This is a genomic window from uncultured Mobiluncus sp. (assembly GCF_947254095.1).
Taxonomy (GTDB): Bacteria; Actinomycetota; Actinomycetes; order Actinomycetales; family Actinomycetaceae; genus Mobiluncus.
On record NZ_CAMYBV010000001.1, the window covers coordinates 58,159 to 83,051 of the forward strand.

Below are 24,893 nucleotides of genomic sequence, written 5' to 3' on the forward strand. Positions count from 1 at the left end.
TTATGCTCGATTTTTGCACCGGCATTTGGCCACATTTCCCCGCGGGGTGGCTTAAGCTGAAAAAGATTGCGGTTTTTTGATAACCGGTTGAGACCTGTTCAGCACCGCCACAATGTTGAGTTCAGCACAGAGAGGTAACTGTCGTGAAAATTGTCATTGCCCCGGATTCATTTAAGGGTTCTTTATCTGCCGAGGAAGCGGTAGCTGCCATGAAACGCGGCGTTGAGGCCATTTTCCCTGACACCGAGACGGTCGCGGTGCCGGTGGCAGACGGCGGGGAAGGCACGGCCGCAGTCATGCTCAATGCTTATGGCGGCGAAGTGAAAACTGCTCAGACCGTAGACGCCTTGGGCCGTGAACGGCAGGGCGAATTTACTTGGATTCCAGCGCGGCGAATGGTCGTCTTGGACACCGCTGAGGCCTGCGGGATTATGTACATTTCCATGCTGGAACGCAACATCATGGAATCCAACACCGAAGGCGTGGGGATGTTGCTGAAAGCCGCCTTGGAATTGGAGCCCGAGACTATAGTGGTCGGTTTGGGCGGTTCCGCGACCAATGATGGCGGCTGGGGCATGATGCACAATCTCGGTGCAAAACTGTTTGACGAGGCCGGTCACGAGCTCGAACCGAAAGTTCATGTGTTGGCTAACGCCGCTCGGTTGGATTTGTCGGGGCTGGATCCGCGTTTGAGCAAAGTTAAGATTGTCGCCGCAAACGATGTGCGTAACCCTCTGACTGGCCCAAGCGGGGCTTCGGCCTCGTTTGGGCCGCAAAAAGGCGCTAAACCGTTGCAGTTGGGTAAGCTCGACCGTTGCCTCAAGAACTGGGGCCGACTGTTAGAGGAAACCTCCGGTGTCAAAGTGGCAGACGTAGAAGGTGCCGGTGCTGCTGGAGGCATGGGAGCCGCTTTCCTGGCTTTGGGCGCGGAAAATCGTCGCGGTTTCGAGGTCGTGGCTGAAGCGACGAATCTGAATGCAGCTATGGAAGGCGCTGACCTGGTGCTGACCGGTGAAGGGCAACTCGACCGACAAACCCAACGCGGCAAGACGCCCTGGGGTGTGGCCCAGCTAGCTCGCCAACACGGTATCCCCGCCTTAGCGTTTACCGCGCGCCTGGGCTTGGGACATGAGATTTTGCTGCAGGACGGATTCACCGCGATTATTCCCATCATGCACCAGGCTATGACAGGCGAAAAAGTCGCTATCGAAAAAGCATCCATCATGTTGGAAGACGCGGTGACTTTGACTTTGCAGCTGATGACGGTGGGGGCAAATCCTGCCATTAGCGACATTTTGCTGAAAGCACTTGATGATTAAACAGCTGCGTACGTTCTCCGTTCCGGATAATCGCGCGTTAAAAGTTGCTATCAGCGGCGGCATCGGTTCGGGAAAGACGGAGTTCACCGATTGTTTGGCAGCTCTCGGCGGGGTTCGCTTTGACGCGGATGAGGTGTTACGCGCCGCCACCGGTCCGCAAGGGAGCGCCACGGCACAGATCCGAGAGGCTTTCGGCGAGGTGGTGTGGGAACCGGAGGGACAGCTTAATCGGACCGCCCTGGCGCAGCTCATTTTTTCTGACCCCGCCGCGAAAGCCCGCCTGGAAGGCATCTTGCACCCTCTCGTCTGGCAGGAAATGGACCGGGTGTTGGCTGACTTAGGGACGGAAGACGTGCTGGTGGCAGAGATTCCTCTGTTGACCGAAACTGGTAATCACACCCGTTTTGACTGCTGTGTCATGGTGGATGCCCCCCTGGAAGTGCGCCTCGCGCGCCTCACCCAAGACCGTCAACTGACCGAGGCGCAGGCTCGCGAGCGGATTGACGCGCAAGCCAGCCGTGACCAGCGGAAGGCCATCGCGACCTTTTGGGTGGATAACTGCGGTACGCGCGAGGATCTGGAAGCGGACGCGTCAGCGCTGTGGAAGAATCTGTCTGCCCGCCCGGTGCCGGAGCTTTCAGACTTTGCAGAGCACGGCGGCTCGTCTTTGCCTACACTGGGACTATGACTGAAAAAAAGGCGCTACCTCGCGACTTGGTGGAAAATCCGATTCCGCTGGAAGTCGTCAGCGAATATACCCCCTCCGGTGACCAGCCGGAAGCCATCGCAGAGCTCGCTGAGAGAATCAATGCCGGTGAAAAGGATGTCGTGCTGTTGGGGGCGACCGGCACGGGGAAGACCGCCACCACGGCTTGGCTCATCGAAAAACTGCAGCGCCCCACCCTTGTGCTGGAACCGAATAAAACGTTAGCGGCCCAGCTGACCGCCGAGTTCCGTGAACTATTGCCAAAGAACGCCGTGGAATACTTCGTGTCGTACTACGACTACTACCAGCCCGAAGCCTACGTGCCGCAAACCGATACCTACATCGAAAAGGATTCCTCTATCAACGATGAAGTGGAACGTCTGCGGCACTCGGCCACAAACTCCCTGCTGACACGCCGTGACGTGGTGGTCGTTTCCTCGGTGTCATGCATCTATGGTTTGGGCACACCGGAAGAGTACGTGTCGCGCGGCATTCACTTGACTCGGGGGATGCAGATTGGACGTCAAGACCTTATTAAACGATTCGTGCAGATGCAGTACAACCGCAATGACGTGGATTTTACGCGCGGCAATTTTCGGGTGCGCGGGGATACCATCGACATCATTCCCATGTATGAAGAGCTTGGGGTGCGGGTGGAAATGTTCGGCGACGAGATTGACGCCCTGGCTTTGCTGCACCCCGTGACCGGGGCTACCTTGCACGAAGTGAACGAAATCTATGTGTTCCCCGCCTCGCACTACGTCGCCGGTCCCGAACGCATGGAACGCGCTTTGGCCGGAATCGAGCGCGAACTAGAGGAACGCTGCAAGTGGTTTCATGACCAGGGCAAACTGTTGGAAGAACAGCGTCTCAGGATGCGCACCACCTACGACTTGGAGATGCTGCGCCAGATTGGGATGTGTGCGGGCATTGAGAATTATTCCCTGCATATTGACGGACGGCAGCCCGGCGAGCCGCCGCACACCCTGCTGGATTACTTCCCGGAGGATTTCCTGCTGGTCATTGACGAGTCTCACGTCACGGTGCCCCAGATTGGGGGGATGTTTGAAGGCGACATGTCGCGCAAACGCACGCTGGTGGACTTTGGGTTCCGGTTGCCTTCCGCGATGGATAATCGTCCTCTGAAGTGGGAGGAATTCCAAGACCGTATCGGACAAACAGTGTATCTGTCCGCGACACCGGGGGACTATGAACTGGGTCTCAGCGATGGGGTAGTGGAACAAATTATCCGCCCCACCGGCCTGGTCGACCCCAAGATTGTGGTGAAACCGGTGGAGGGTCAGATTGACGACCTGATGGAGCAGATTCGCCTGCGCACCGAAGCGGATGAGCGGGTACTGGTGACTACTTTGACCAAACGCATGGCAGAGGACTTGACCAAATACCTGGCTCAGCGCGGAATCAGGGTGGAATACCTGCACTCGGACGTAGACACGCTGCGCCGGGTGGAGCTGCTGCGTTCCTTGCGTCAAGGTGAGTTCGACGTGTTGGTGGGTATCAACTTGCTGCGCGAGGGGTTGGATTTGCCCGAAGTGTCGCTGGTTTCGATTTTGGATGCCGACAAGCAAGGTTTCTTGCGTTCCGCAAAGTCGCTGATTCAAACGATTGGGCGCGCCGCCCGTAATGTACACGGGGAAGTTCATATGTACGCTGACGCGGTTTCCGACGCGATGCGCGAAGCCATCGACGAAACTGAGCGGCGCCGCCAAAAGCAGATTGCCTATAACGAAGCTCACGGTATCGATCCGCAGCCGCTGCGCAAAAAAATCTCTGACGTGACCGATATGTTGGCACGCGAGGACATCGATACGGCTGAATTGCTGGGAACCGGGTATCGTCAGCCTGATCAAAAGCCTTCTGCCGCAGACCGCAGCGCGGCTCAGGACGCGGCGGCAGCCCGCGCGGCTCTGGAGGTCATCAGTCGAGCGCGAGCCAATGCGGCAGAGGACCAGTCAGCTCAGGCCGGCGCACCCGACGATACCGTGGACTTGGTTTCGCTGGTCACGGAACTGACCGAACAGATGCACACGGCCGCCAGCGAGCTGCGGTTTGAGCTGGCAGCTCGGCTGCGCGATGAAATCGCTGACCTAAAGAAAGAAATCCGCCGCGGGAAAGCCTTGGGCAACTAGCGTTTCGGGTCGTGTTTTGGTTTAAAGTATGCACAAGGGCGGCTGGGTTGGCTTGGTTTCGCCGACTTTGACGCGCTCGGGTCTGCGGAGTCTAAGTTTGCAAATGAACTAAAAACACCGGTGGCTGCTGGTTTTCAGCAGCCACCGGATGTATTAAGTTATGAGTTCAAAGCCCGCAGGGTGGATTAGTAATCCACCACGTGGTCCTCAAGGATTCCCTTGGTAATCGGCGTGGGATCGCCAAAGCGGTGGTTCGTCAAAGCAACCGCCTGTTCGTGGAGGAACGGGATCATTTCGACCCGACCGGAATAGGTGACCGGGTGATCCCAGATGGCAACATCAACAGAACCATCGATAGCTTCGGAGACCTTGGTACGGCTTTCACCGATGATACGAATCCGCCCGTCAAAGCCGGCATCGTGAGCGGCCCAACTGCGTGCCCAGTTCAACCAGGCGGCTTCATCTTGGACCATCACACTGACACCGTGCTTGGAGGCAAAACCAGCCAGGCCGGAGGTCAACGGCTTGACGGTAGAAACCGTAATCTTGGAACCGACCAGCAAGCCAGAGTGCAACACGTGGGCAATCTCCCAGTTCTTGACGTTTTCACCGATCCGCACGACCACCGGAACCGGTAGGCAGCGGAAGATGTTGCGTTCCACACCAAGCTGGGACGGATCGCGATTAACCTGGAAATCCTGAGCATAAGCGGTTTCATCGCCAGCCAACGACTTCTCAAGTTTGTCCTGGTCTCCGATTTCATCTGCCAGCGCAGTCAATTCCCGCGCCAAAGTTCCGGAGGCTGAACCAGAAATGTCGCTCAAGGTCGCGTCGTCCGGGCTCCATTCGCCCAAAGCGTACAGGTAGGAGGGGCCACCAGCCTTGGAACCGGCTCCCACTACGGAACGCTTCCAGCCGCCGAACGGCTGACGCCGCACGATTGCACCGGTAATACCACGGTTGATGTAAGCGTTACCGACCTGAACATGATCCAGCCAATACTTGATTTCGTCCGGATTCAGGGAGTGAATACCACCGGTCAAGCCGTATTCGACCTGGTTTTGCAACTCGACGGCTTCTTCCAAAGTGTCGCAGCGCATCACACCCAAAATCGGGCCGAAGTACTCGGTCATGTGGTATTCGCTGCCGGGTTTCACATTGGCGCGCACGCCCGGGCTCCACAGCCGACCGGAATCGTCAAGTTCCTTCGGCTTCACCGCCCAGCTCTGACCAGGCTCCAACTGGGTCAAACCGCGCAGCAGCTTTTCGCCGGGCTTCTCCACAACAGGCCCCATCTGAATACCCAAATCCCACGGGTAACCAACTTTCAGCGACTGCACCGCGTCAATCAACTGGTTGTGGAAACGTTTGGAGGTACCAACCGTGCCCACCAAAATGACCAAAGACGCAGCCGAACACTTTTGCCCCGCGTGACCGAACGCACTGGTGACAACGTCCTTTACCGCCAAGTCGAGGTCAGCCGAAGGGGTGACGATGATGGCGTTCTTGCCGGAAGTCTCAGCCAGCAGACCCAAGTCGGGACGCCAGGAGCGGAACATTTGCGCGGTTTCGATACCACCGGTCAGAATGACGCGTTCCACCCGCGGATCGGTGACCAGAATCTTGCCCAAGTCGTGGTTGGCCAGCGTCACCAGCTGCAACACGTCCTTGGGAACGCCCGCTTCCCACAGGCATTCTGCGAGTAACGCCCCGCAGCGGCGAGCGGGGGAGGCCGGCTTCAGAATAACCGGAGAACCTGCCGCCAAACCGGCAATGGTCGAACCACCGGGAATCGCCACCGGGAAGTTCCACGGCGGCGTCACCACGGTAATCTTGGCGGGAGTGAACTTGGCGCCAGCCACCTGAGACATCGCCACAGCTTCTTCGGCGTAGTAGTGAGCGTAATCAACGGCCTCGGAAACTTCCACGTCGCCCTGGTCGATGGCTTTCCCGGCCTCGGAACCCATCACTTCGATAAACTCGGCGCGATGTTGGCTCATGATGACACCGGCGCGGTGCAGGATTTCGCCGCGTTCCTCCGGGCTGAGTGCCCACCACTTTGCGCCACCTTCCTCAGCGCGCTTCAGTACGGCCTGCAATTCGTCTTCGTTGTTAATCTTGGAGGCATCGACGGTATCCTGACCAATCTGAGAATCCTGCATCTTGGCGGCAATCGCCTCGCCCCACGCCACGTTAGCTGGCAAGGAAGGATCGGAATCCGGCACGTTGCGGAACGTCCACTTACCGGAGTCGTCCTGGACAAGTTTGGACAGTTCCTCGTCGGTTTCGTTATTGCGGTCCTGATGGCGGCGCGGCCCGAACTCCAGGTCGTTGACCATAGAAATGGCTTTCTCGAAGCGGTTGCGTTCGCGTTCGTACATAGCCTGGTTCGTGGTCAGCTCAAAAGCCGCGCTCATGAAGTTTTCTTCCGCGGCGATTTCTTCCAGACGACGCACCAGGTAGCTGATGGCAACGTCGAACTCCTCGGGGTGAACCACCGGAACGTAGTACAGCAGCGGGCCGGTGTCTTCCATGACCGCGCGAGCCATGGAGCTGTTCATGCCCGTCAGCATCTCAAACTCGCAGCCGTGAGACTGGAACACCCCGCGCTTGTTCGCCAACTCGTATGCGAAACCGGCGGTAAACACGTTCATGCCAGCCACGCCGATACGGATGTTCTTGGTGTGTTCAGGAGTCAATGCGTAGTTGAGGATGCGCATGTAGTTTGCGTCGGTATGCTGTTTCGAGGGCTGCGGGGTCATCGGCCAGCCGTGCATCATGGCATCGACGTGTTCCATGGACAGGTTTGCGCCTTTGACCACGCGTACCTTGACCCGCGCTCCACCGCTCTCGACACGTTTCGCCGCCCAAGCCTGCAAGTCTTGCATAGCTCCCAGCGAATCCGGCAGGTAGGCCTGAAGCACAATACCGGCCTCCAGATCCCTGAATTCCTCGCGGTCCAGCAACTGCTTGAACACATCGATGGTCATGTGCAGGTCGTGGTATTCCTCCATGTCCAAGTTAATGAACTTCTTGGGGCTGAACTTGTTGGCTTCCCGATACAGCGGCACCAGGTTCTCGACCGCGTAAGCCACCATCTTTTGGTAGTCCCAAGCGATGTGCGGGCCGGTTACCGCAGAAACTTTGATAGACACGTAGTCCACGTCGTCACGTTGCAGCAGTTCCACCACGTCACTCAAGCGTCGGGAGGCTTCCTTGTTGCCCAGCACAGCTTCACCCAAAAGGTTCATGTTCAGCCGAGACCCGTCCGCGCGCAGTTTCGCGATAGCCCGCCCCAAGGACTTGTTGGTCACGTCAATCGCCAAGTCGCCCACAAGTTCACGGAACACACGCCGGGCCGCCGGAACCGCAATATCGGGAATGACCGAACCCAAAGCCCCGCCGTACACAGCCGGCAACTTGAGGTAAGGAGGCAGGAAAGACGGCTTATTTTCCTTCACCAAAGCTGCCAGGTTTTCGCCGGCAATCTTGATGTCCTCCGGACGCACGACTTCATCGACAAAAGCCACGGTAAAGTCCAGGCCACGCGGGTCCTTTAAAGTGCGTGACAACAGCTTAGAAGCGTAATCGACCGGGTATTTTTTTGAGGCCTCAATCCACTTCTGAGCTCGTTTTACAGCCAGCTGACCGACTTCCCTCAGTTCAGCTAATTCTTGTTCATTGAGCGGTTTCAACTTGTCTCCTTTGGGTTGTGTTTTCGCTCGGGGTACTCGTTGCTCACCAGAGCAATTCCGTCACCTTTTACCTATCATTTACTGACACATTTTGCAGAGTCTTTAACTGTCTATTTTGGTGAGAAATCAGGAATTCTGTTTCTCTGCCGCAGATTCAGACTGTTTTTCCTCGAGAGTCTTAATCAGACCCTTCGGATCGGGCTGTCCCTTAGCGATGGCCACCGCACGTTCGAACTCCTCAAGAATCTGGGGGTCATCGCGCCAAGTCGCTTTGGAAACCAGCCAAGCCACCAGCAGGCACAGCAGGAATCCAGGCACGATTTCGTACAGGTGCGTATAAACAATCCACGAGGCATCGCCGTTGTTGAAAGCCTTGTTCCACAGCACCGCCACCACGGCGCCCACGGCCATGCCGGAAGCCGCACCTTGCCAGGTCAGTCGCTTCCAATACAGCGACAGGATGACGATGGGGCCAAAGGCAGCACCGAAACCTGCCCAAGCGAAGGACACCAGTCCCAGTACGGAGTTCGACGGATCTATGGCCAGCAGAGCCGCCACCACGGACACCAACAGAACCGTGATACGCCCCAACAGCACGCCCTTGTAATCGCTAAGTTCTTTCTTAGTGGCCCCGTGATAGATGTCCTCCACCATGGCTGAAGAAGTCACCAACAGTTGTGAGGATACGGTGGACATAATCGCGGCCAGGATAGCGGCCAGCATGAAGCCAGCCAGAATGGCCGGGAACAGTTTGGTACCCATAACCAGGAACACGGTCTCTTGGGGGTTGCCCTCCATGCCCTCTTTCGGCATCAAATCTGTAATAATGCCCTTTTCGCTCATGGCACGGCCGATAATAGCGGTCATACCGGTGCCGAGCAGGCAGAACACCATCCAACCCAGCCAGAAACGCCGGGCGGGAGTGGCTTGGCACGGGGAACGCAACGCCATGAAACGCACAATAATGTGGGGCATTCCGAAGTAACCAAAGCCCCATGCCACATTGGAAATCCAGTCCATCCACCCTACGGCGTCAAGTCCGGTGCCCATGGGGTTCAACAGGGAGTTGTCGCCAGTGGTCGACAGGCCCTCGGCGACACCACCGAATCCGCCAATCACCACAAGGCCCATAATTGGCACCGCTATCAAGGCCACCATCATGATGAGACCTTGCACCATATCTGTCCAAGACACGGCCAGGAATCCGCCGACCAGGGTGTAAAGAATTACGATGCCGGCCACGAAAACCATGCCAACGTGGTAGTCCCATCCAAAGGTCGAATGGAAGAAAGTACCGCCGGCCACCATGCCGGAGGACACATACAGGGTAAAGAACACCACGATAATAATGCCTGCTACGTAGCGGATAATCTTTGACTTATCGTGAGTACGGTTGGAAAAGAACGACGGGACAGTAATCGAGTCGCCGGCGACTTCCGTGTAAGCGCGCAAACGCGGCGCCGTGACAAGCCAGTTAATCCAGGCCCCGACGGTCAAACCAATCGCAATCCAGCCGTTGAAAATCCCGCTGAGGTACATGGCGCCGGGCAGCCCCATCATCAACCAGCCGGACATGTCGGCCGCACCGGCGGAAAGGGCGGCTACGAAGGGGGGCAGGTCACGCCCGCCCAGCATATAGTCGTCCAAGCTCTTGGAACGGGTATAGCCATAGATACCAATCATGATCATGGCTACGAAATAGATAATCATCGCGATGGCGATGCCTGCGGGGTTAGCCGTGGTTCCAGCGGCTCCTGCGGGTACAACTGTAGTTATGCACATATTGAACCTTTCTGAAAATTATTAGACCGGCAACAATGCGGGTCGTATACTTCAACAAGCGCCATCATAGTACTTAAGTCCCATATTTAAGAAACGTGTCCCGCACCTGATAGAATCGCAGGTACGAGGGGGAGTATTCCCACTAACTGAGGGCATCGTCATCACAGTGAAGCCGTCCGCTGCTTCGGCCGCGAAACCGCGAAACTCGGTGCCATCGGCCTGTGAAACATCAGGCGGGGAGAGACCTTCGGTGCCGAACTATTTTCGTACCGGAGGAACGTTTACGTATGCATATTCCCTTGCTGGCCTGGATAATTCTGTTTGTCGTTATTATCGGTATCTTGACCTTTGATTTTTTCGCCCACGTTCGCAAAGATCACTTCCCTTCCATAAAGGAGTCTGCGGCGTGGACTGCCATCTACATTTCCATAGCGGTGGTGGCAGGGCTGGTCATCGGCCTAACTTTGGGCTGGGACTTGGGCGGACAATACTTCGCCGGTTGGGTCACTGAGTGGTCGCTGTCACTGGATAATCTGTTCGTATTCGTCATCATTATTTCTGCTTTTAAAGCCCCGCGTGAGGTCCAGCAAAAAATCATCGCGGTCGGCATCACTTTGGCGTTGGTGTTCCGTCTGATTTTCATCCTCTTGGGAGCCGCCCTCATCGAACATTTCAGCTGGATTTTTTATATCTTCGGGTTGTTTCTGCTTTTCACAGCTTTTCAACAGGTTCGCGAAGGCAGCGCCGGCTCCGAGGAAGAGGAAGAGTACAAGGAAAACTTTTTCGTTTTCTCGGTTCGCCGGATTTTCCCGGTCACGCCCGATTACGTGGGGCATCAATACTTTGCCAAGATTGATGGCAAACGTCACATTACGCCCTTTCTGTTGGTCGTTGTGGCGGTGGGTACGGCAGACGTGATGTTTGCGGTAGACTCCATTCCCGCGATTTTCGGTCTAACTAAGGAAGCTTTCATCGTGTTCGCCGCCAACGCTTTCGCGCTGATGGGCCTGCGGCAGTTGTACTTCCTGATTGAAAGTCTGATGGAACGCCTGATTTTCTTGCACTACGGTTTAGCCGCCATATTGGCCTTCATCGGGGGCAAACTTATCGTGCACGCTTTGAGCACGAACGAAATTCCGTTCATCAACGGCGGCCAGCCCTTTACGGGACTGCCCGAAGCGACCATTCCGGTTTCTCTAGGCTATATCGTCGGGGTATTGATTATTACCACGGTGGTTTCTCTGCTGGTCAGCCGATACCGGGAACGGAAACAATCGGACGGAACTGCCACGAAGCGTCCAGAAGCCTAAATTTTGTTAAGTTTCGCCGATGAATTGATACGTGAGTCGACGTCTTATCTCCAGGTTTATCGCCCTTTTCACCATCTTGGGGGCAACCCTCGGCCTGGCTGTGGGCAGTGAAACTTCTGCATACGCCATCGAGGGCGGTACTCTGACGGATTCAAGCGAGACCGGCTGGGCAGTCGCATTACGGATTTCCAGCACATCTGACGATGGCTGGATGGAATGCAGCGGCTCCTTTGTCTCCTCAAACTGGGTACTCACAGCCGCGCATTGCGTCACAAATGCCAACCTGGAATACGCCTATGCGTCCATCGGTGCGAGCATCAATCGAAACTTTCCTTCTGCGGTAACACGTGTCGTCGCGCATCCCTATTATGACGTGGCTCTGGTGCGTTTAGATTCACCCGGCAGAGCCGTGCTGCCTTTCACCAGCCAAAACCTCACTGCCGGAGAGGCTGGTGAAGCCTACGGTTTTGGCACGGGATTGAATCTTAAGACGACTCAGCTATCTGCGCTCGGTACCCTCGAAGACGGCTATCTCTATGCCCGCTCTGCGCGAGGTAACTATTCGGAGGTCGGTGATTCCGGCGGGCCTCTCATTAGCGGCGGAAAACTCTACGGGGTGCTGTCGGCTGCGGTGCAAACACCGCGAGGACACTTGCGGTTCGAAGACTACAAATACGTGCCGAGCTCTTCTTTCGCAAATTGGATTTTCGAAACTATCGGGGTTTCCAGCATTGAGGGCACCACGGGGGCAGTGCCCTCCCCGCAGCCGAATCCGCAGCCTAAACCTGGTGCAGCACCAGGAAGAATTGCCGGCAGCAATCGTGTAGAGACATCTTTACAAGCTTGGCGCCAGGGTGGGTTCACCAGTTCGTCCCTGGTCATCGCTACCGGTAAAGCGGCTCCCGATGCCTTGAGTGCCGGTCCTTTAGCCGCGGCGCTGGGCGCTCCGCTGGTGCTGTCTAACGGTCCTTTTGTGGAACCTGGCACGGTTGCCGAAATCCAAGCCAGGGGAATTCGCGACGTGCGATTGGTGGGTGGCCAGGTCGCTTTTGACCCCGCCACGCTGGGGGCTCTACAAGCACGTGGGGTCCAGGTGAGCCGCATCTACGGCATGAATCGCTACGGCACCGCCGCAGCGGTCGCCGCCCAAACTATTGCGGAATGGAACCAGAGGGGAATCACCCAGACACCAATTTTGATTGCGGACGGACTTTCATTTCCTGACGCACTGAGCGCGGGGGCAGGCGCGGCTTTTATTTACGGCGTAGTGGTGTTGAACGCCGGAGCTTCCCTTCCGCCGGAAACTGCGGAGTTTATCCAAGCTCACCAAACGCAGTCGGGTGCAAGTATATTTCCCATCGGTGGACCGGCAGTGCGGGCGTGGAATCAGGCCGGATTAGCAGGCTACAAGTCGCAACCCATTCAAGGCTTGGATCGTTATCAAACTGCTCAGTTTGTGGCCCAAGCCTTTGCACCCGGCGCCTCTTCCGCAGTTATCGCCAGCGGAGTGAACTTCCCCGATGGGCTGGCCGGGGCAGCTTTAGCCGCGCACCGCAACGCCTGCCTGCTGCTGACCCACCCCGGTTATCTCTCCGCGCCAACAGCAGCCCGATTGGCACAACTGCCCAACCGCGCTTCTTCAGTCGTCATCGGAGGGCCGGGAGCTGTCAGCGAAGCGGCGGCCTGGGCGGTTCGAGGCTAGGTTTTCAGAAATCTGCTTTCCGGGAACCGGCACTGCGTCCCAGCTGCGAGGCTATGACCGAACACATGATGAGTTGCTCTAAATGCAGCAACATAATGGGCACCGCGACGGCACCGAACAGGGAAGTCGGAAAAATAATCATAGCCATCGGCAGACCCGTAGCGAGAGATTTTTTTGAGCCACACATCATGGCGGCAATCCGGTCGGCACGATTCAAGGCGCAGAGTTTGCCCCACCCGAACCAGGTCAAGATGAGCATGATACCGACTATGACCAAGGCATCAGCTCCTATCAGCACGAAGTCTAAAACTCCGACGCTGTCCCACAAGCCGTGCAGCTTCGCGCTGGATACCGCCGAGACAACCACCAGGTAAATCGTGCCCTTATCGACGGTTTTCGTGATGATGGGGTGAGCGTTCAACCAGGTGCGGGTCCATCGTCCGCTGAGCTGGCCCAGCACGAAAGGCAACAGAATCAACACGGCGATGTCGCGCAACGTAGCTAGCGAGACGGTACCGGCCTTGCCCAGCAGCAACAGAACCAGCAGGGGAGTCGCGAAGGTCCCGACCAAGTTAGAGATGGTGGCGGCCGTGACCGCTCCGGCGACATTGCCCCCGGCGATGGACGTAAAACCGATAGAGGATTGCACCGTGGAAGGCAACAGACAGGTGTAATACATCCCCAGAGCGAAACTCGACCCCAGGAACCAGCCGGAAACTTGATAGTTCAACATTCCCAGCAGGGGATAGAGCACAAAAGTGGAGGCCAAGATGACCAGCTGCAAGCGGTAGTTCTTTAGTCCACCCATGACCTCGGCGGTTTTCAGGCGCGCTCCGTAAACAAAGAACAGCACGGCGATGGCGTAGTGGCTGACGGCACCCACGAAGGTCACAACCGCGGCGGGCAGAGGGATAAAAATCCCCGCAATCATAATCAACAACAGGGTAAAAACAAACCAGTCTACGTAGGTAAAGAACCAACGAATGAAAGACATGGAACCGCGCCAGCCAGCTATGGAGATTCAGCAGTTAGGAACCGATAGCTGGTCCCCACTGATGCGTCTCGATTTCCTGCACTATGCCGTGAACCTGGTTCGGATCGTGTTTCAGATACGTCAACGCTTCCTCTGTGGTCTCGACGTTCATCAGTATCAGCGCGCCGGGTTTTTCGGTTTCGTTCATCCAGGCACCAGCGGCCTGAAGTTTCCCGGATTTTTCCAAGTTCCCCAAGTAAGCCAGATGCTCGGGGCGAATCGTGGCCCGGTCGGCTTCCCGGGTGGGGTCATAGTGGTAGATAACGACGACTTTACTCATAGGTCGATTCTAGGCGCGCTCCACGCACAACGAAAACCGACCCGAATCGTCAGAAACACACTTGGGCATTAAACTGAACAGGTGCATGAAACTTTGAAAGTCCACGGAGCGCGTGAACATAACCTCAAGGCTGTCAACGTTACACTCCCGCGAAATGCCTTGGTGGTGTTCACTGGGTTGTCTGGCTCTGGCAAGTCGTCGTTGGCTTTTGACACGATTTTTGCCGAAGGGCAGCGGCGTTACGTGGAATCTCTGTCCTCCTATGCTCGGCAGTTCTTGGGGCGAATGGATAAACCCGTGGTGGACTTCATTGAGGGGCTGTCTCCTGCAGTATCGATTGACCAAAAGTCCACCTCTCACAACCCGCGCTCTACGGTGGGCACCATTACCGAGATTTACGACTATTTGCGCCTGCTGTTTGCGCGGGCCGGTACCCAGTACTGTCCTGTGTGCGGTGAGGAAATTACGGCCCAGTCCGCCGAACAGATCGTGAACTGGCTGTTTACTTTGGGGGAAGGGACGCGGTTAGAGGTTTTGGCTCCGGTGGTCCGCGGACGTAAAGGCGAGTACTCGGAACTGTTTGCGCAGCTGGCCGCCAAAGGCTTTACCCGGATGCGGGTGGACGGTGAGAATCATCGCCTGGAAGAACCCCCGACCCTCGAAAAACAGCTGAAACACGATATTTCGGTGTCTGTTGACCGGGTGGTTATCCGGGAGGGCTCGCGTTCACGGGTGGCGGATTCTATCGAGACTGCTCTGGGGCTGGCAGAAGGGCTGGTAGTGGTGGATTTCGTCGACCGCGACCCGGATGATCCCGAACGTAGCCGTCGCTTTTCGGAAAAACGTGCCTGTCCGAATAATCACCCGCTGGCTCTGGAAGAAATCGAACCGCGCACGTTTTCCTTTAACGCGCCTTACGGAGCGTGTCCCGATTGTTCCGGGATTGGTTCTCGGCTGGTCATTGATCCTGAGCTGGTGGTGCCGAACCCCGATTTGACCCTACGCGAAGGTGCCGTCAGCCCTTGGACCAGTTCCAAAGATACTATGCAGCGTATCTTAAAAGGCCTGGGGGACGAGGTCGGGTTCGACCTCGACACTCCGTGGAAGGATCTGTCCGAGCAGGTGCGCGACTACCTGATGTGGGGCAAGAACTATAAGGTACGGGTAAAGTATCGCAACCGATGGGGGCGCGAACGGGTCTATACCACGGGTTTTGAGGGTGCCGCGAACTATATTCAGCGTCGTTACGATGAAACTGACTCTGATTTTTCCAAAGCAAAATACGAAGGTTATATGCGGGAGGTGCCCTGTCCGACGTGTCAGGGGCGGCGCTTGAAACCGGAAGTTTTAGCGGTCCGTATCGGGAAACTTAATATCTCCGAGCTCACCGATTTAGCCATCGACGAAGTTCAATCCTATTTAAAAGATATTCCTTTATCTGGTATGAAAGCTAAAATCGCTTCGCCGATTTTGCAAGAAGTGCGGGCCAGGCTGTCATTCCTCATTGACGTGGGGTTGAACTACCTGACGCTGTCGCGAGCAGCAAATACCCTCTCCGGGGGCGAGGCACAGCGCATTCGTTTAGCTACCCAAATTGGATCCGGACTGGTTGGCGTGCTCTATGTGTTGGACGAGCCCTCCATCGGTCTGCACCAGCGCGATAATCAGCGTCTCATCGATACCTTGAAAGGTCTGCGAGACTTGGGCAACACTCTCATTGTGGTGGAACACGATGAGGACACTATCCGATCAGCGGACTGGGTGGTAGACATCGGTCCCGGAGCGGGGGAGGCCGGCGGGCAAATCGTTCATTCTGGGACGGTGGAGGATTTGTTGAAAAATCAGTCCTCGCTAACCGCGGACTATTTGGCCGGACGAAAATCTATCGAAATCCCGCGTCAACGCCGCAAACCTGACCCGGACCGTATTTTGACGGTGCGGGGAGCGCGAGAAAATAACCTGCAAAACATCGATGTGTCGTTCCCCTTGGGGTGCCTCATCGCCGTCACCGGAGTATCGGGGTCTGGAAAATCGACCCTGGTCAATTCCATTCTGTATCAGGCGTTGGCTCGGGATTTGAACCGAGCTCACACGGTGCCGGGACGTCACAAGCAGATTGACGGTACCTCCCTGCTGGACAAGATTATTCACGTGGACCAATCGCCTATCGGCCGCACACCACGCTCGAATCCAGCAACCTATACCGGAGTTTGGGACGCGATACGGAAACTGTTCGCACAGACTGAAGAAGCGCGGATTCGCGGGTATGGACCGGGACGGTTTTCCTTTAACGTCAAAGGCGGGCGCTGTGAAGCCTGCCGAGGCGACGGCACCCTGAAAATCGAGATGAACTTCCTGCCCGACGTCTATGTACCCTGTGAGGTTTGCGGCGGAGCACGCTATAACCGGGAGACTTTGGAGGTGTATTATCACGGCAAAAATGTGCGCGATGTCCTGGACATGCCGATTTCTCAGGCCGCCGAGTTCTTTTCCGCTATCCCCGGCGTGTCTCGCTACCTGGACACTTTGACCGCGGTCGGCTTGGGATACGTGAAACTCGGCCAGAGCGCCACCACGTTGTCCGGTGGGGAAGCCCAACGGGTCAAACTGGCAAGTGAACTGCATAAACGCACGAATGGCCGCGCCATCTATGTGCTTGACGAGCCGACCACCGGACTGCACGTCGACGATATTCGCAAACTCATGTCCATCCTGCAGGGACTGGTCGAGAAAGGCAACACGGTTGTGGCTATCGAGCATAACCTCGATGTCATCAAGTGCGCCGACTGGGTTATCGACCTCGGTCCGGAAGGCGGTAAGGGTGGCGGCACGGTCGTGGCTGAGGGCACTCCTGAGGCCGTGGCGAAAGTACCCGGTTCTTTTACCGGTCAGTACCTGGCAACTATTCTGAAACCGAAAGGCAAAAAATGACCGTAGATCTGAGCGACGAGGAATGGAAAGAACGGCTGAGCCCCCGCGCTTATGCAGTATTGCGGCAAGCCGCTACGGAGCGACCGGGCACCGGAGAACTGCTCTATGAAACACGCGCCGGCCTCTACAGTTGTGGGGCGTGCAGGGAGCCGCTGTTCGATGCCGACACAAAGTTTGATTCCGGGTGCGGATGGCCGAGTTTCTTCGAGGCAAAACCCGGCGCGGTGCGCGAAGTCACCGATACCTCTCACGGCATGATTCGCACCGAAGTTCGCTGCGCAAACTGCGGCTCCCATTTGGGACACGTGTTTCCTGACGCGCCCCAAACGCCGACTGGCAACCGGTTTTGCATGAATTCGGTGGCCCTGAGTTTTCGACCCCAGGAATAGACCCCGATTTACGCCTGCTGGTGTGGCGTATCGTCGCGCCCGCCCAAAATGCCGCAATGAGCGCTATACCAGGCCTAAAGACTGGCTTCTAGAGGGTAGCTTTCTCTAGCAGCTTGTCGTCTTTCCCGATTCCGCTCATGTCAACGGGGTGACCGTTGGCAATGTAGAGGGGAGTTCCGGCATTTTCCCGCCCGAGGCTCGTCAGACGCTGCTCAGCCAAAATATTAATTGGCATCAGTCCGGATTGCTCCGTCGCCGGGGGAACAGAACTGTAATCAATACCGTGTTCACCAGCGATTTTAGCTAGCTCGGCATCAGGTTCGCGGATAGTCTGCGCCCATTCGGTATTGTTCTGGTTCTTTTCGTAATCGGCGGACTTGTAGTTGTCCATCGCGAACTTGGTCAAGTCCTTACTGAGCTCCCATAGCTTGTCGGGCTGATTTTCTGCCGTCCAATACATGAGGTTATTAGCGGAATAAGCAATGTTGGGGAACTTCAGCTGCTGAGCATGAGTCAAGGTCGGGCGCAGCACGACAATGGCCTTACCGCCCTCGACCAAGTCATTGAGCTGTTTACCGTTGTTGAGCTGGTCTTCGAAGTCATTACAGATGTTGCACAAGTAGTCGAAGTACAGTTCCAGGACCTTGGTGCCTTTTTTCGATTCGGCGGTGATTTCATCGTTAGTCAAGACTTTGCCGCCCTTGAGCCAGATTCCCCGTCCGGCTGCATAGGTTTGAGGTTCAGCAAAACCAATCATCGCTTGAGTTCCAGCGATTGTGTCTGTGGGCTGAGCAGTCATTTCGTGCTTTGTGCTAGCAATCTTAACAAACACGATAATCAGTGCCAGCACGACAGCCACCAGCACAATAGCCAGAATGGTGCCGGAACGACTGCCGGGTTTGGACACCGTCAGATTCGGCTTAGATGATCCTTTTTTCTGTTTTGACATCTGTGAGCTCCAATCACTTACCGCCATTAAACCCTGAGAGGCGACAACGTTTCAACATTTGCAAATTATTGCAGATACAGGTGACCCGCTTGACGCCGCAGACGACCGGCCTGCTCCAAAGATTTCAGACCGGCTTGCATACGTTGACGAATATCGGTGCGAGCCGGAGTCAGATCCAACACACGCGCCACCGCTTCTGAGGTTTCGTCTTCAAGAGGCTGTTGCGTGTCAATAACCCAAGTCAATGCGTTATTGAACTCTTCATCGCAGATGTCTACCAGGGCGCGTTGCCCATAAATCGATCCGGTTCTAAAAACGGTGAACTCCTGAGCTGAAGTTCCGGCAGGCCAGACAAAGGTACCGAATTTCGTGACTGTTTGATGAACTTCGGAATCCAGCAATTCCAAAATTCGTTGGCGGCGTTTCGAGTGTAGCCGCTGCATGCCAAACGCATCGGCGACGAGTTTAGCCAGCCGGGGCGCGCCAATCGGACCTTCTGTGTAGAGCACTTGTGACAACGCGTCCGCCACGGCGGCAGCGTTAGCGGGGTCCTGTAAATCATCGAGAACTTCCTTGGAACCCCGGTTTTGCAAGGGTTTGCCGCGGGGTACGAACGGTTGCGGAACCGATTTAGCACCGGTGTTGGCTGGAATTTGCGCAGTAAAACTCGGCGTTGTCGGTTCGGAAACGGCCGGCGCGGAGGGTGGGGGCACGGGGTTCTTTAGCGGTGGCGCACTAGCCGACACGACAGCCGATTTTTCTGAACTATCCTTGGGTACCTCCGGCGCAAAAAGAGGCGAGAACGCGCCCAGACCGGGCTTAGAAATCTTGCCGAGTTTCGCGTCCGGCCCGGAACTGTGGGCTAATTCCATGAAAAGGTCGGTTTCTTGCACTCCCAGTTGGTCTCCCAAGGTCGGGGCGTCACGAGTTTCGGTGAGTTCCCTGCGATTCAGGTGCGTAAAGGCATCGGGGGGCATATCGGCGATGACCGGCAGTGTCGAACTGGTTTTCCGTTGCGCCGCCGGGGGAAGGTCCTCGATACGGGCTGAGGGCTGTGTAGCCGGAGGCGGGGTGGGGGCAGAAGGTTCCGGCTGAGGTTCACGAGGTAGGGTCGCAGTTTCTGCCGGGGATTCCGTCGGTGCGGGGGCGACGGTTGGTTTGTTGGCTTGAAGTCGCGCCAACGCCTCGCGCAGTGGCAAGGGCAAATCCCACGCGTCTTCATCGGGAACTTCCCAAGGCTCGTCACCGCGGTTATTTTGGGCCGCCGCGATACGCGAGGGTGAAGTGTAGCGATCGTCGCTCGCCACCGAACCGTCCGTCACGTCACCGGGGAACGCCAAATCCAGGGCTATGGAAACGAGACGGCGGGTCACCTCATCAGTGTTTTCCATCAGCTGAGTCAAATACACGTGTTCGATAGCGCCGAAACCGCAATGTTCCAGCAGATACTGGGGAATACCGACTTCTCGATCCCAGGCGGAACGCACCTGTAGCTGTTCGGGGCTGTCCAAAATCAGACCCAGCCAAGGCGCCCCCGCGTCGCCGCGAACCGCCAAATCCAGGCGCAACGGGGCCGGCCCCAAATTGGTGCGAACTTCCAGCCCGGCATGTCCCAGCAGCTTGGCCAGATAATCTCGCACCGCCGAAACGGGGGAAGTATCACGTTCGGTTCCTGGAGTATTCAACACATCTTGCAGCAAGGCGGGCAGCTCACTCTGGTCAAGGTCGCGGTTCACCACAAACAGCACCTGACCGTTAGTTTGCAACAAAGCCTGAGTCCAAGCCAGGGACAAATCCCGACCGAGAGATGTCTTTATTGGTTCCGGCTGAGCCGTGGAACCCAGGAAACACACCAATAAATCGCAGGGAGCTTGACCTTCACCATCGTTATAACCTCCGCCGAGCCCCGGTGCGGTGGAAATCGCATTGGGGAATGCGGCTGTGGCGGCACCGAGGTGAGTGACCCGAAGATTCATCAGATTGATTTCACCCTGGCGGTTAGCTTCATCGAGATACCAGCGGATTCCCCCCGCCAGCTCAGACGTCCAAGTCAGTGCCGTGATGGATTTACCGCGATTCTTTAGGCACAGATTCATCAACAGGTTTCCGGCCTTTTCAAACCACACATAGTCGGCGCCAAGACCGCTCCAGCCAGGATTTTCACTGGCGAGGTCCAGAGGCAGGGGGCGATGCACCGCGGGGAACTCCAGGATTGAAACCGGGTGGGCCTGAACCTGCGCCACCGGCCACGTGTCCAATTTGCCGGGTCTCAACAGCCGTGCCAAGTGACCGGGGGTGGAGGTCAAATCCTGTCCGTAGCGAGCAGTTAATTCGTATTCGGGGAAACCCGCCGACTTGGCGGCTTCGTAAACGCTGCGCGCCCGGCCTTTTGCAAAACTCGCGGTGGCGGGCAGGGTCGCCACAAAAATGGCTTGAGTGGCTCCGGCCAGGGCCTTCACCACGGCACCGGATGGCAGCTCGGCTGCATCCAAAATGACCAGGGCATCAAAACGGGCGGTTTCTTCGGCAAAATCAGGCAAATGGGTGATGACTTCGAGCGGGGTCAGACCCACAATCGGAGTGCGGGTCAGAACCCCTTCCAAATCATCATGTAAGGCCTGGCGGATGGAAAAGTCCTTGTCACGCAACCGTGCCCCGAAACGGCGCAGAATCTGTTTATCGGCTCGCTGTGCGAACCCGCCGGCAGCGGCAATAACCTGATTGACGATTTCGCGGCGGGTTTCTGTGCAGTTCAGCGATAGGCGTTCCACCTGAGCTGCGTGGGTCTCGGGCTCGAACCCCTGCTGCACCAAAGCCCGCTGGCGCTCCCGTACCGCTGCGACAGACAGGGCGTGTTCCAGCACTCCTTGAATCGCCATTCCGCTGAGCTTACCTTCGGCCACCCAACCGACCAGGTCATCCAGGCCCAAGGCTCTCAGCTGGGGGGTCAGCGCGCGGAATGCCAAAATATCGTCTAACGTCGAGTCCTCAGAGCTGAGAGACGTCCCCCAGACCTTACGAACCTGCAGGTAACGACCCAGGGGCGGCAGGCCTTGTGACCAGGCTTCCAAATCCGGGCTGGAAACCTGCAAAGACTGCAAAACGTCAGCAAAAGCCTCGGAGATGGCCCGTACCTGCTGACCTAGATGCCCGCCCTGGCGAGCCAGCGGCATTAAAGACTCCAAATCTGATCGGCGGTTGGGCAGATACCGGCTCAATTCAATGGCGCTGAGCACCGTGTCAGCGTGATTTGAGAATTTTTCGCGGGCGTCGTCAGTCAGGGCATCAAAATCATTCAGTCCCAGCACGGGGTTGGCGCTAATTTGTGAGCCCAAGGCTTCGGCGCGCATTCGTAGGGCGTTGAGGTCCTCCAACAGGTCCGCTACCTTGTTGGGGGTGACCGGCCCGTTGAGGTAGGGCTGTAACTGCGCCAACACGGCCTTGCGACGACTGTTACGGGTAAAACCACCGGAGGCTTCCGCGTGGCGGGCATCCATTAACAAATCCAGGTCTTTACCGGAGCGATAGGCGGGAGCGGCAATTTCCAACAGGGGAGTGGCCTCGTCCCACAAGTCTCGTAGGGACTGCTGCAAAGTTTCAATGCTAGAAGTGACTGCGTGGCGTTCCGCTTCGGTCAGTTCCACGGGAGCCCTGCCGTATCCAATCTCTAGCAAGTCGAGCCAGCGGGCAAAAATCGGCCAGGCTTGCAGTTCAGAAGTGGCAGACATGATTTCCAGCACGGCGGGATGGGCTTGGGTAATGGCTTGTTCCAGGGCTTTCAACGTCAATTTCAGTTCCATGCGGTCCACGCTGCGCGCGGTCTCGCCGACCAGGGACCAGGGATTAGCGCCGAGGCCGTTCACCGAGTTGGCATCCAGATTTGCCAGTTCTTTACCAAGTTTCACCGCGGCGGACCGGTCATGAGACAGGTAGGGGAAGTTCGGAGCCGCCGCCAGACGGCCTGCCAAAACGCGTTCCTCGGGCTCCAGCTCAGCGGCGGTCATGATTTGCGCGGTATAGGCCTGCCACGCGGAAACATGGTTGGGGCCGACCTCGTGAATCTGGTTGAGGTACAGATCCAAATCTTGAGACAAGGTTTTCAGGGAAGCCCGGCAGGAATCGAGGTAACCCGCGTCAGCGTTGACCGGCCGATCCCAAGCCGCTCGAAGCAACGCCCGGCTGCGCTCATCACGGTCGGCGGCTTGCGCGTCGAGGGTGAGGAACACGTGTTCAAACCCGGCTTTGCGAACCCGGCTGCGCAGATGCTTAAGGCTGGTACGGCTGCCCACCACAAGCACGGAGTGTTGCTGCACAAGGGACTGTGCCAGGGTGTTTACGACAGCATCGGTTTTGCCGGTCGCCGGGGCCCCAGAAAGAATGAGGCTGTGTCCTTGACCAAAAAATTTCGGCACCTGCAGTTGTTTACGGTCGGCTTTTAGCGGTGCGAAAATATCTGCAGCCAGGGGAGCAGTATCTGCGGTATCCGCGGAAAGTTGGGTGGGGGCGCTGCTGGCGGCATAGCGCTGCACTAGGGCGGAGCTGCGGTAGTCCTCAAGGTGGGCTTTCAGGTCGGACAGCGCCGGCGACCAACTGAGATGAGCCAATCCCACGGCAGCTTGGCGTTCCAGGTGCATTTTGGCCCTAAGAGGACTGTCTTGGAGAGCTTGCTCTAAGGCGTCGAGAATGGCGTCGAGATTGAGGCCGCGGGCGGTTCGGCCCGCCCCGACCCAGCGGGACGGAATCTGAAACTTTTGCTGCAAGAGGCGTACCAACGTGCTGTTGAGCTGCAGTTTTTCGTCCTTAGACAGCCGTAAGTAGCCCACCGAACGGTCAAGGTCGGGGGTCAGGCGGGACTGAAAAATCGGAAATCGAAGATTGCCACGATTCGCGGCGAGAAAGCCGAAAGCCAGCTGTAAATCCAGTCCATCACGCCGGTTTGCCAAGAGCCAATGCCAGTGTTCGGCGGTGGTGAGCTGCGCCTCTGTGCCCCCATCGGCGGCAGAAAGCGGGAAAATACCGCCGGTGCGCAGCTGGCGATAGGTCGCGTTCAGGGAATCGGTGGAAAAAGGAAAAGTTAGTGCGGCGGCGGGAGAAGCCAGGGGAGTGACTCCGACCTGTGTATCAGTCAGAGATAGCGCCCATCCCCGGGAGGCTGCGTCCGTCACTGTACTTCCCCTCTGACCTGATTGCCATCTCAATACTTACGTGCAAATGCCATTTTAGAGCCTGGATTACCGTTCTAGCTTGTGACAGACCGAAAGGTAACAAATCGGTTAACTTTTTTGCGGCGGTTCCACTAAAGTAGAGATATCGAAATTTTCTCAAAGGAGGACGAAGTGTCGGACACGATTCCAGGACCGGACCCTACTGAAACTGCTGTTTTCGGGGCTATAGGTGGCGTTCCTGAGGCGGAACCAGAACTGGGTAAGCGGGTTTTGTCCTCCGCTGACGAGGAGGCTGTCGCGGCTCTGCCGGCAGGTTCGGCACTGCTAATCGTGCAGCGCGGCCCCTCCGCAGGAGCGCGTTTCCTGCTTGATACGGACCGCATTACCGCAGGCCGGCACCCCAAGTCGGATATTTTCCTCGACGATGTGACGGTTTCGCGCCGGCATTGTGAGTTCCTTCGCCAAGACAACGGTTACTTGGTTCGTGACGTCGGCTCCCTCAACGGCACCTATATTGACCGCGAAAGAGTCGAGTCACACCTGCTGGCACCGGGGGAGGAAGTCCAGATTGGCAAGTTTCGTTTGGCTTACTACCCGGCGGTGAATTTTAAGAAATGAACCAGGTAGCCCGAAAGGTCAATGACGTTGGCAGCTCGTGGCCCCCGGAGGTAAGTCATGAGCCGACTATGTCCATTGGACGAGTCCATGAGATCATCGTGAAGGAATTTCCTTCAGTATCTCAGGCTAAGCTACGCAATTTTGAGAAGCACGGGATTGTCTGCCCAGCCCGTATGTCCAACGGCTACCGCGGCTATTCTCTGGCCGATGTGGAGCGCATTCGCTACGCCCTGCAAGCCCAGCGTGACAGTTACCTACCGCTGAACCAGATTGGTGAAAATTTGCGGCTGCTGGATTTGGGGGAGGAACCCCTGCCGGTACAGCCGGTCATGCGGGTCGTGGCTTCGGAGGGTGAGATGCGTCTGCCCGTAAGCTCACGAATTACGCTGCAAGATTTGCTGGTTTATACCGGGGCTTCCGAGGAACTGCTGGAAAAGGCAGTCAATGCGAAACTCATTAGCCCGGATTTTTCCTCCCGGTTTTCCTCCGGTACAGTCGCGGTGGTGCAGGCTTTGGAAGTCTTAGAGAAGCAGGGTATCGAGCCACGCAATTTACGCTCCGTTTACTCGGCCATAAATGCGATTTTGGATTTAATTGACCGGGTGGTGGCCCCGGAACGGCAAAAAAATAACGCCGCAGCCAAGGATCGTGCCCAGATACGGGCGGTGGAACTTTCGGCGCAATTGGCGTCTCTGGCCGAGGCATTGCTGAGCGTCGGAGTCGAGGAACTGTAGCTATTGCTGCTGGGTGCGGAAATGGGTTTGTTTCCCGGCCTAGCTTGCACTTAAACTTTAAGTGCAAGGTTTGGGCGCGCCGCGCACATTTGCCCACGTTTCTATGGTGCATAATCTAAAATAGAAACAC

At 56.8% G+C, this 24,893-nt stretch carries 15 protein-coding genes; 9 read left to right on the plus strand and 6 right to left on the minus strand.

The window, feature by feature from the left end; all coding sequences use genetic code 11:
• The first annotated feature begins 143 nt into the window (after window positions 1-143).
• Genes Q0X47_RS00275 through uvrB form a run of 3 tightly spaced genes read left to right on the plus strand, consistent with a single transcriptional unit; the run spans window position 144 to window position 4,175 of the window.
• Window positions 144-1,319, plus strand: a complete 1,176-nt coding sequence (locus Q0X47_RS00275) for a glycerate kinase (protein ID WP_297721312.1) — start codon at window positions 144-146, stop codon at window positions 1,317-1,319.
• A complete protein-coding gene (coaE, locus tag Q0X47_RS00280) occupies window positions 1,312-2,007 on the plus strand; it encodes a dephospho-CoA kinase (RefSeq protein ID WP_297721315.1) in 696 nt (231 codons plus the stop codon). Before Q0X47_RS00275 ends, coaE begins: the two co-directional genes overlap by 8 nt.
• Window positions 2,004-4,175, plus strand: coding sequence for an excinuclease ABC subunit UvrB (uvrB, locus tag Q0X47_RS00285; protein WP_297721318.1), 2,172 nt, complete (start codon window positions 2,004-2,006; stop codon window positions 4,173-4,175). The genes coaE and uvrB overlap by 4 nt, the downstream gene beginning before the upstream one ends.
• 185 nt (window positions 4,176-4,360) lie before the next feature.
• Here uvrB and Q0X47_RS00290 read toward each other — a convergent pair whose 3' ends face one another.
• Window positions 4,361-7,870, minus strand: a complete 3,510-nt coding sequence (locus Q0X47_RS00290; RefSeq protein WP_297721321.1) for a bifunctional proline dehydrogenase/L-glutamate gamma-semialdehyde dehydrogenase — start codon at window positions 7,868-7,870, stop codon at window positions 4,361-4,363.
• Between the two features lie 126 nt (window positions 7,871-7,996).
• Window positions 7,997-9,652, minus strand: coding sequence for a sodium/proline symporter PutP (gene putP / locus Q0X47_RS00295; RefSeq protein ID WP_297721325.1), 1,656 nt, complete (start codon window positions 9,650-9,652; stop codon window positions 7,997-7,999).
• A gap of 287 nt (window positions 9,653-9,939) precedes the next feature.
• Between putP and Q0X47_RS00300 the strand changes: the two genes are divergently transcribed.
• Both Q0X47_RS00300 and Q0X47_RS00305 read left to right on the plus strand, forming a co-directional pair.
• Complete coding sequence (locus tag Q0X47_RS00300) at window positions 9,940-10,962, plus strand: TerC/Alx family metal homeostasis membrane protein (protein WP_297721329.1); 1,023 nt, start codon at window positions 9,940-9,942, stop codon at window positions 10,960-10,962.
• 31 nt (window positions 10,963-10,993) lie between these two features.
• Window positions 10,994-12,664 carry a cell wall-binding repeat-containing protein gene (locus Q0X47_RS00305; protein ID WP_297721332.1) on the plus strand — a complete coding sequence of 557 codons (1,671 nt, stop codon included), beginning with the start codon at window positions 10,994-10,996 and terminating at the stop codon, window positions 12,662-12,664.
• A 4-nt stretch (window positions 12,665-12,668) separates the two neighbouring features.
• On the opposite strand, the gene Q0X47_RS00310 is transcribed toward Q0X47_RS00305, so the two are convergent.
• The gene (locus tag Q0X47_RS00310) at window positions 12,669-13,658 is read right to left on the minus strand and encodes a bile acid:sodium symporter family protein (RefSeq protein ID WP_297721335.1); all 990 of its coding nucleotides are present in this window, start codon (window positions 13,656-13,658) and stop codon (window positions 12,669-12,671) included.
• Between the two features lie 34 nt (window positions 13,659-13,692).
• The gene (locus Q0X47_RS00315) at window positions 13,693-13,977 is read right to left on the minus strand and encodes a YciI family protein (RefSeq protein ID WP_297721338.1); all 285 of its coding nucleotides are present in this window, start codon (window positions 13,975-13,977) and stop codon (window positions 13,693-13,695) included.
• An 81-nt stretch (window positions 13,978-14,058) separates the two neighbouring features.
• Between Q0X47_RS00315 and uvrA the strand changes: the two genes are divergently transcribed.
• Window positions 14,059-16,908, plus strand: a complete 2,850-nt coding sequence (gene uvrA / locus Q0X47_RS00320; RefSeq protein WP_297721340.1) for an excinuclease ABC subunit UvrA — start codon at window positions 14,059-14,061, stop codon at window positions 16,906-16,908.
• On the plus strand, window positions 16,905-17,297 hold the full coding sequence (gene msrB, locus Q0X47_RS00325; RefSeq protein ID WP_297721343.1) for a peptide-methionine (R)-S-oxide reductase MsrB: 393 nt from the start codon (window positions 16,905-16,907) through the stop codon (window positions 17,295-17,297). Before uvrA ends, msrB begins: the two co-directional genes overlap by 4 nt.
• Window positions 17,298-17,385: 88 nt before the next feature.
• On the opposite strand, the gene Q0X47_RS00330 is transcribed toward msrB, so the two are convergent.
• Window positions 17,386-18,246 carry a hypothetical protein gene (locus Q0X47_RS00330; RefSeq protein WP_297721346.1) on the minus strand — a complete coding sequence of 287 codons (861 nt, stop codon included), beginning with the start codon at window positions 18,244-18,246 and terminating at the stop codon, window positions 17,386-17,388.
• Window positions 18,247-18,311: 65 nt separating this feature from the next.
• The gene (locus Q0X47_RS00335; RefSeq protein WP_297721349.1) at window positions 18,312-23,411 is read right to left on the minus strand and encodes a DUF3320 domain-containing protein; all 5,100 of its coding nucleotides are present in this window, start codon (window positions 23,409-23,411) and stop codon (window positions 18,312-18,314) included.
• Window positions 23,412-23,582: 171 nt separating this feature from the next.
• Between Q0X47_RS00335 and Q0X47_RS00340 the strand changes: the two genes are divergently transcribed.
• The gene (locus Q0X47_RS00340) at window positions 23,583-24,029 is read left to right on the plus strand and encodes an FHA domain-containing protein (RefSeq protein ID WP_297721352.1); all 447 of its coding nucleotides are present in this window, start codon (window positions 23,583-23,585) and stop codon (window positions 24,027-24,029) included.
• A complete protein-coding gene (locus tag Q0X47_RS00345; protein ID WP_297721355.1) occupies window positions 24,026-24,763 on the plus strand; it encodes a MerR family transcriptional regulator in 738 nt (245 codons plus the stop codon). Before Q0X47_RS00340 ends, Q0X47_RS00345 begins: the two co-directional genes overlap by 4 nt.
• Window positions 24,764-24,893: the final 130 nt, after the last annotated feature.

Coding starts and splice junctions, on each gene's coding strand:
- coaE (WP_297721315.1), top strand. CDS start 1,312: ATGATTAAACAGCTGCGTACGTTCTCCGTTCCGGATAATCGCGCGTTA.
- uvrB (WP_297721318.1), top strand. CDS start 2,004: ATGACTGAAAAAAAGGCGCTACCTCGCGACTTGGTGGAAAATCCGATT.
- putP (WP_297721325.1), bottom strand. CDS start 9,652: ATGTGCATAACTACAGTTGTACCCGCAGGAGCCGCTGGAACCACGGCT.
- Q0X47_RS00300 (WP_297721329.1), top strand. CDS start 9,940: ATGCATATTCCCTTGCTGGCCTGGATAATTCTGTTTGTCGTTATTATC.
- Q0X47_RS00310 (WP_297721335.1), bottom strand. CDS start 13,658: ATGTCTTTCATTCGTTGGTTCTTTACCTACGTAGACTGGTTTGTTTTT.
- Q0X47_RS00315 (WP_297721338.1), bottom strand. CDS start 13,977: ATGAGTAAAGTCGTCGTTATCTACCACTATGACCCCACCCGGGAAGCC.
- msrB (WP_297721343.1), top strand. CDS start 16,905: ATGACCGTAGATCTGAGCGACGAGGAATGGAAAGAACGGCTGAGCCCC.
- Q0X47_RS00330 (WP_297721346.1), bottom strand. CDS start 18,246: ATGTCAAAACAGAAAAAAGGATCATCTAAGCCGAATCTGACGGTGTCC.
- Q0X47_RS00345 (WP_297721355.1), top strand. CDS start 24,026: ATGAACCAGGTAGCCCGAAAGGTCAATGACGTTGGCAGCTCGTGGCCC.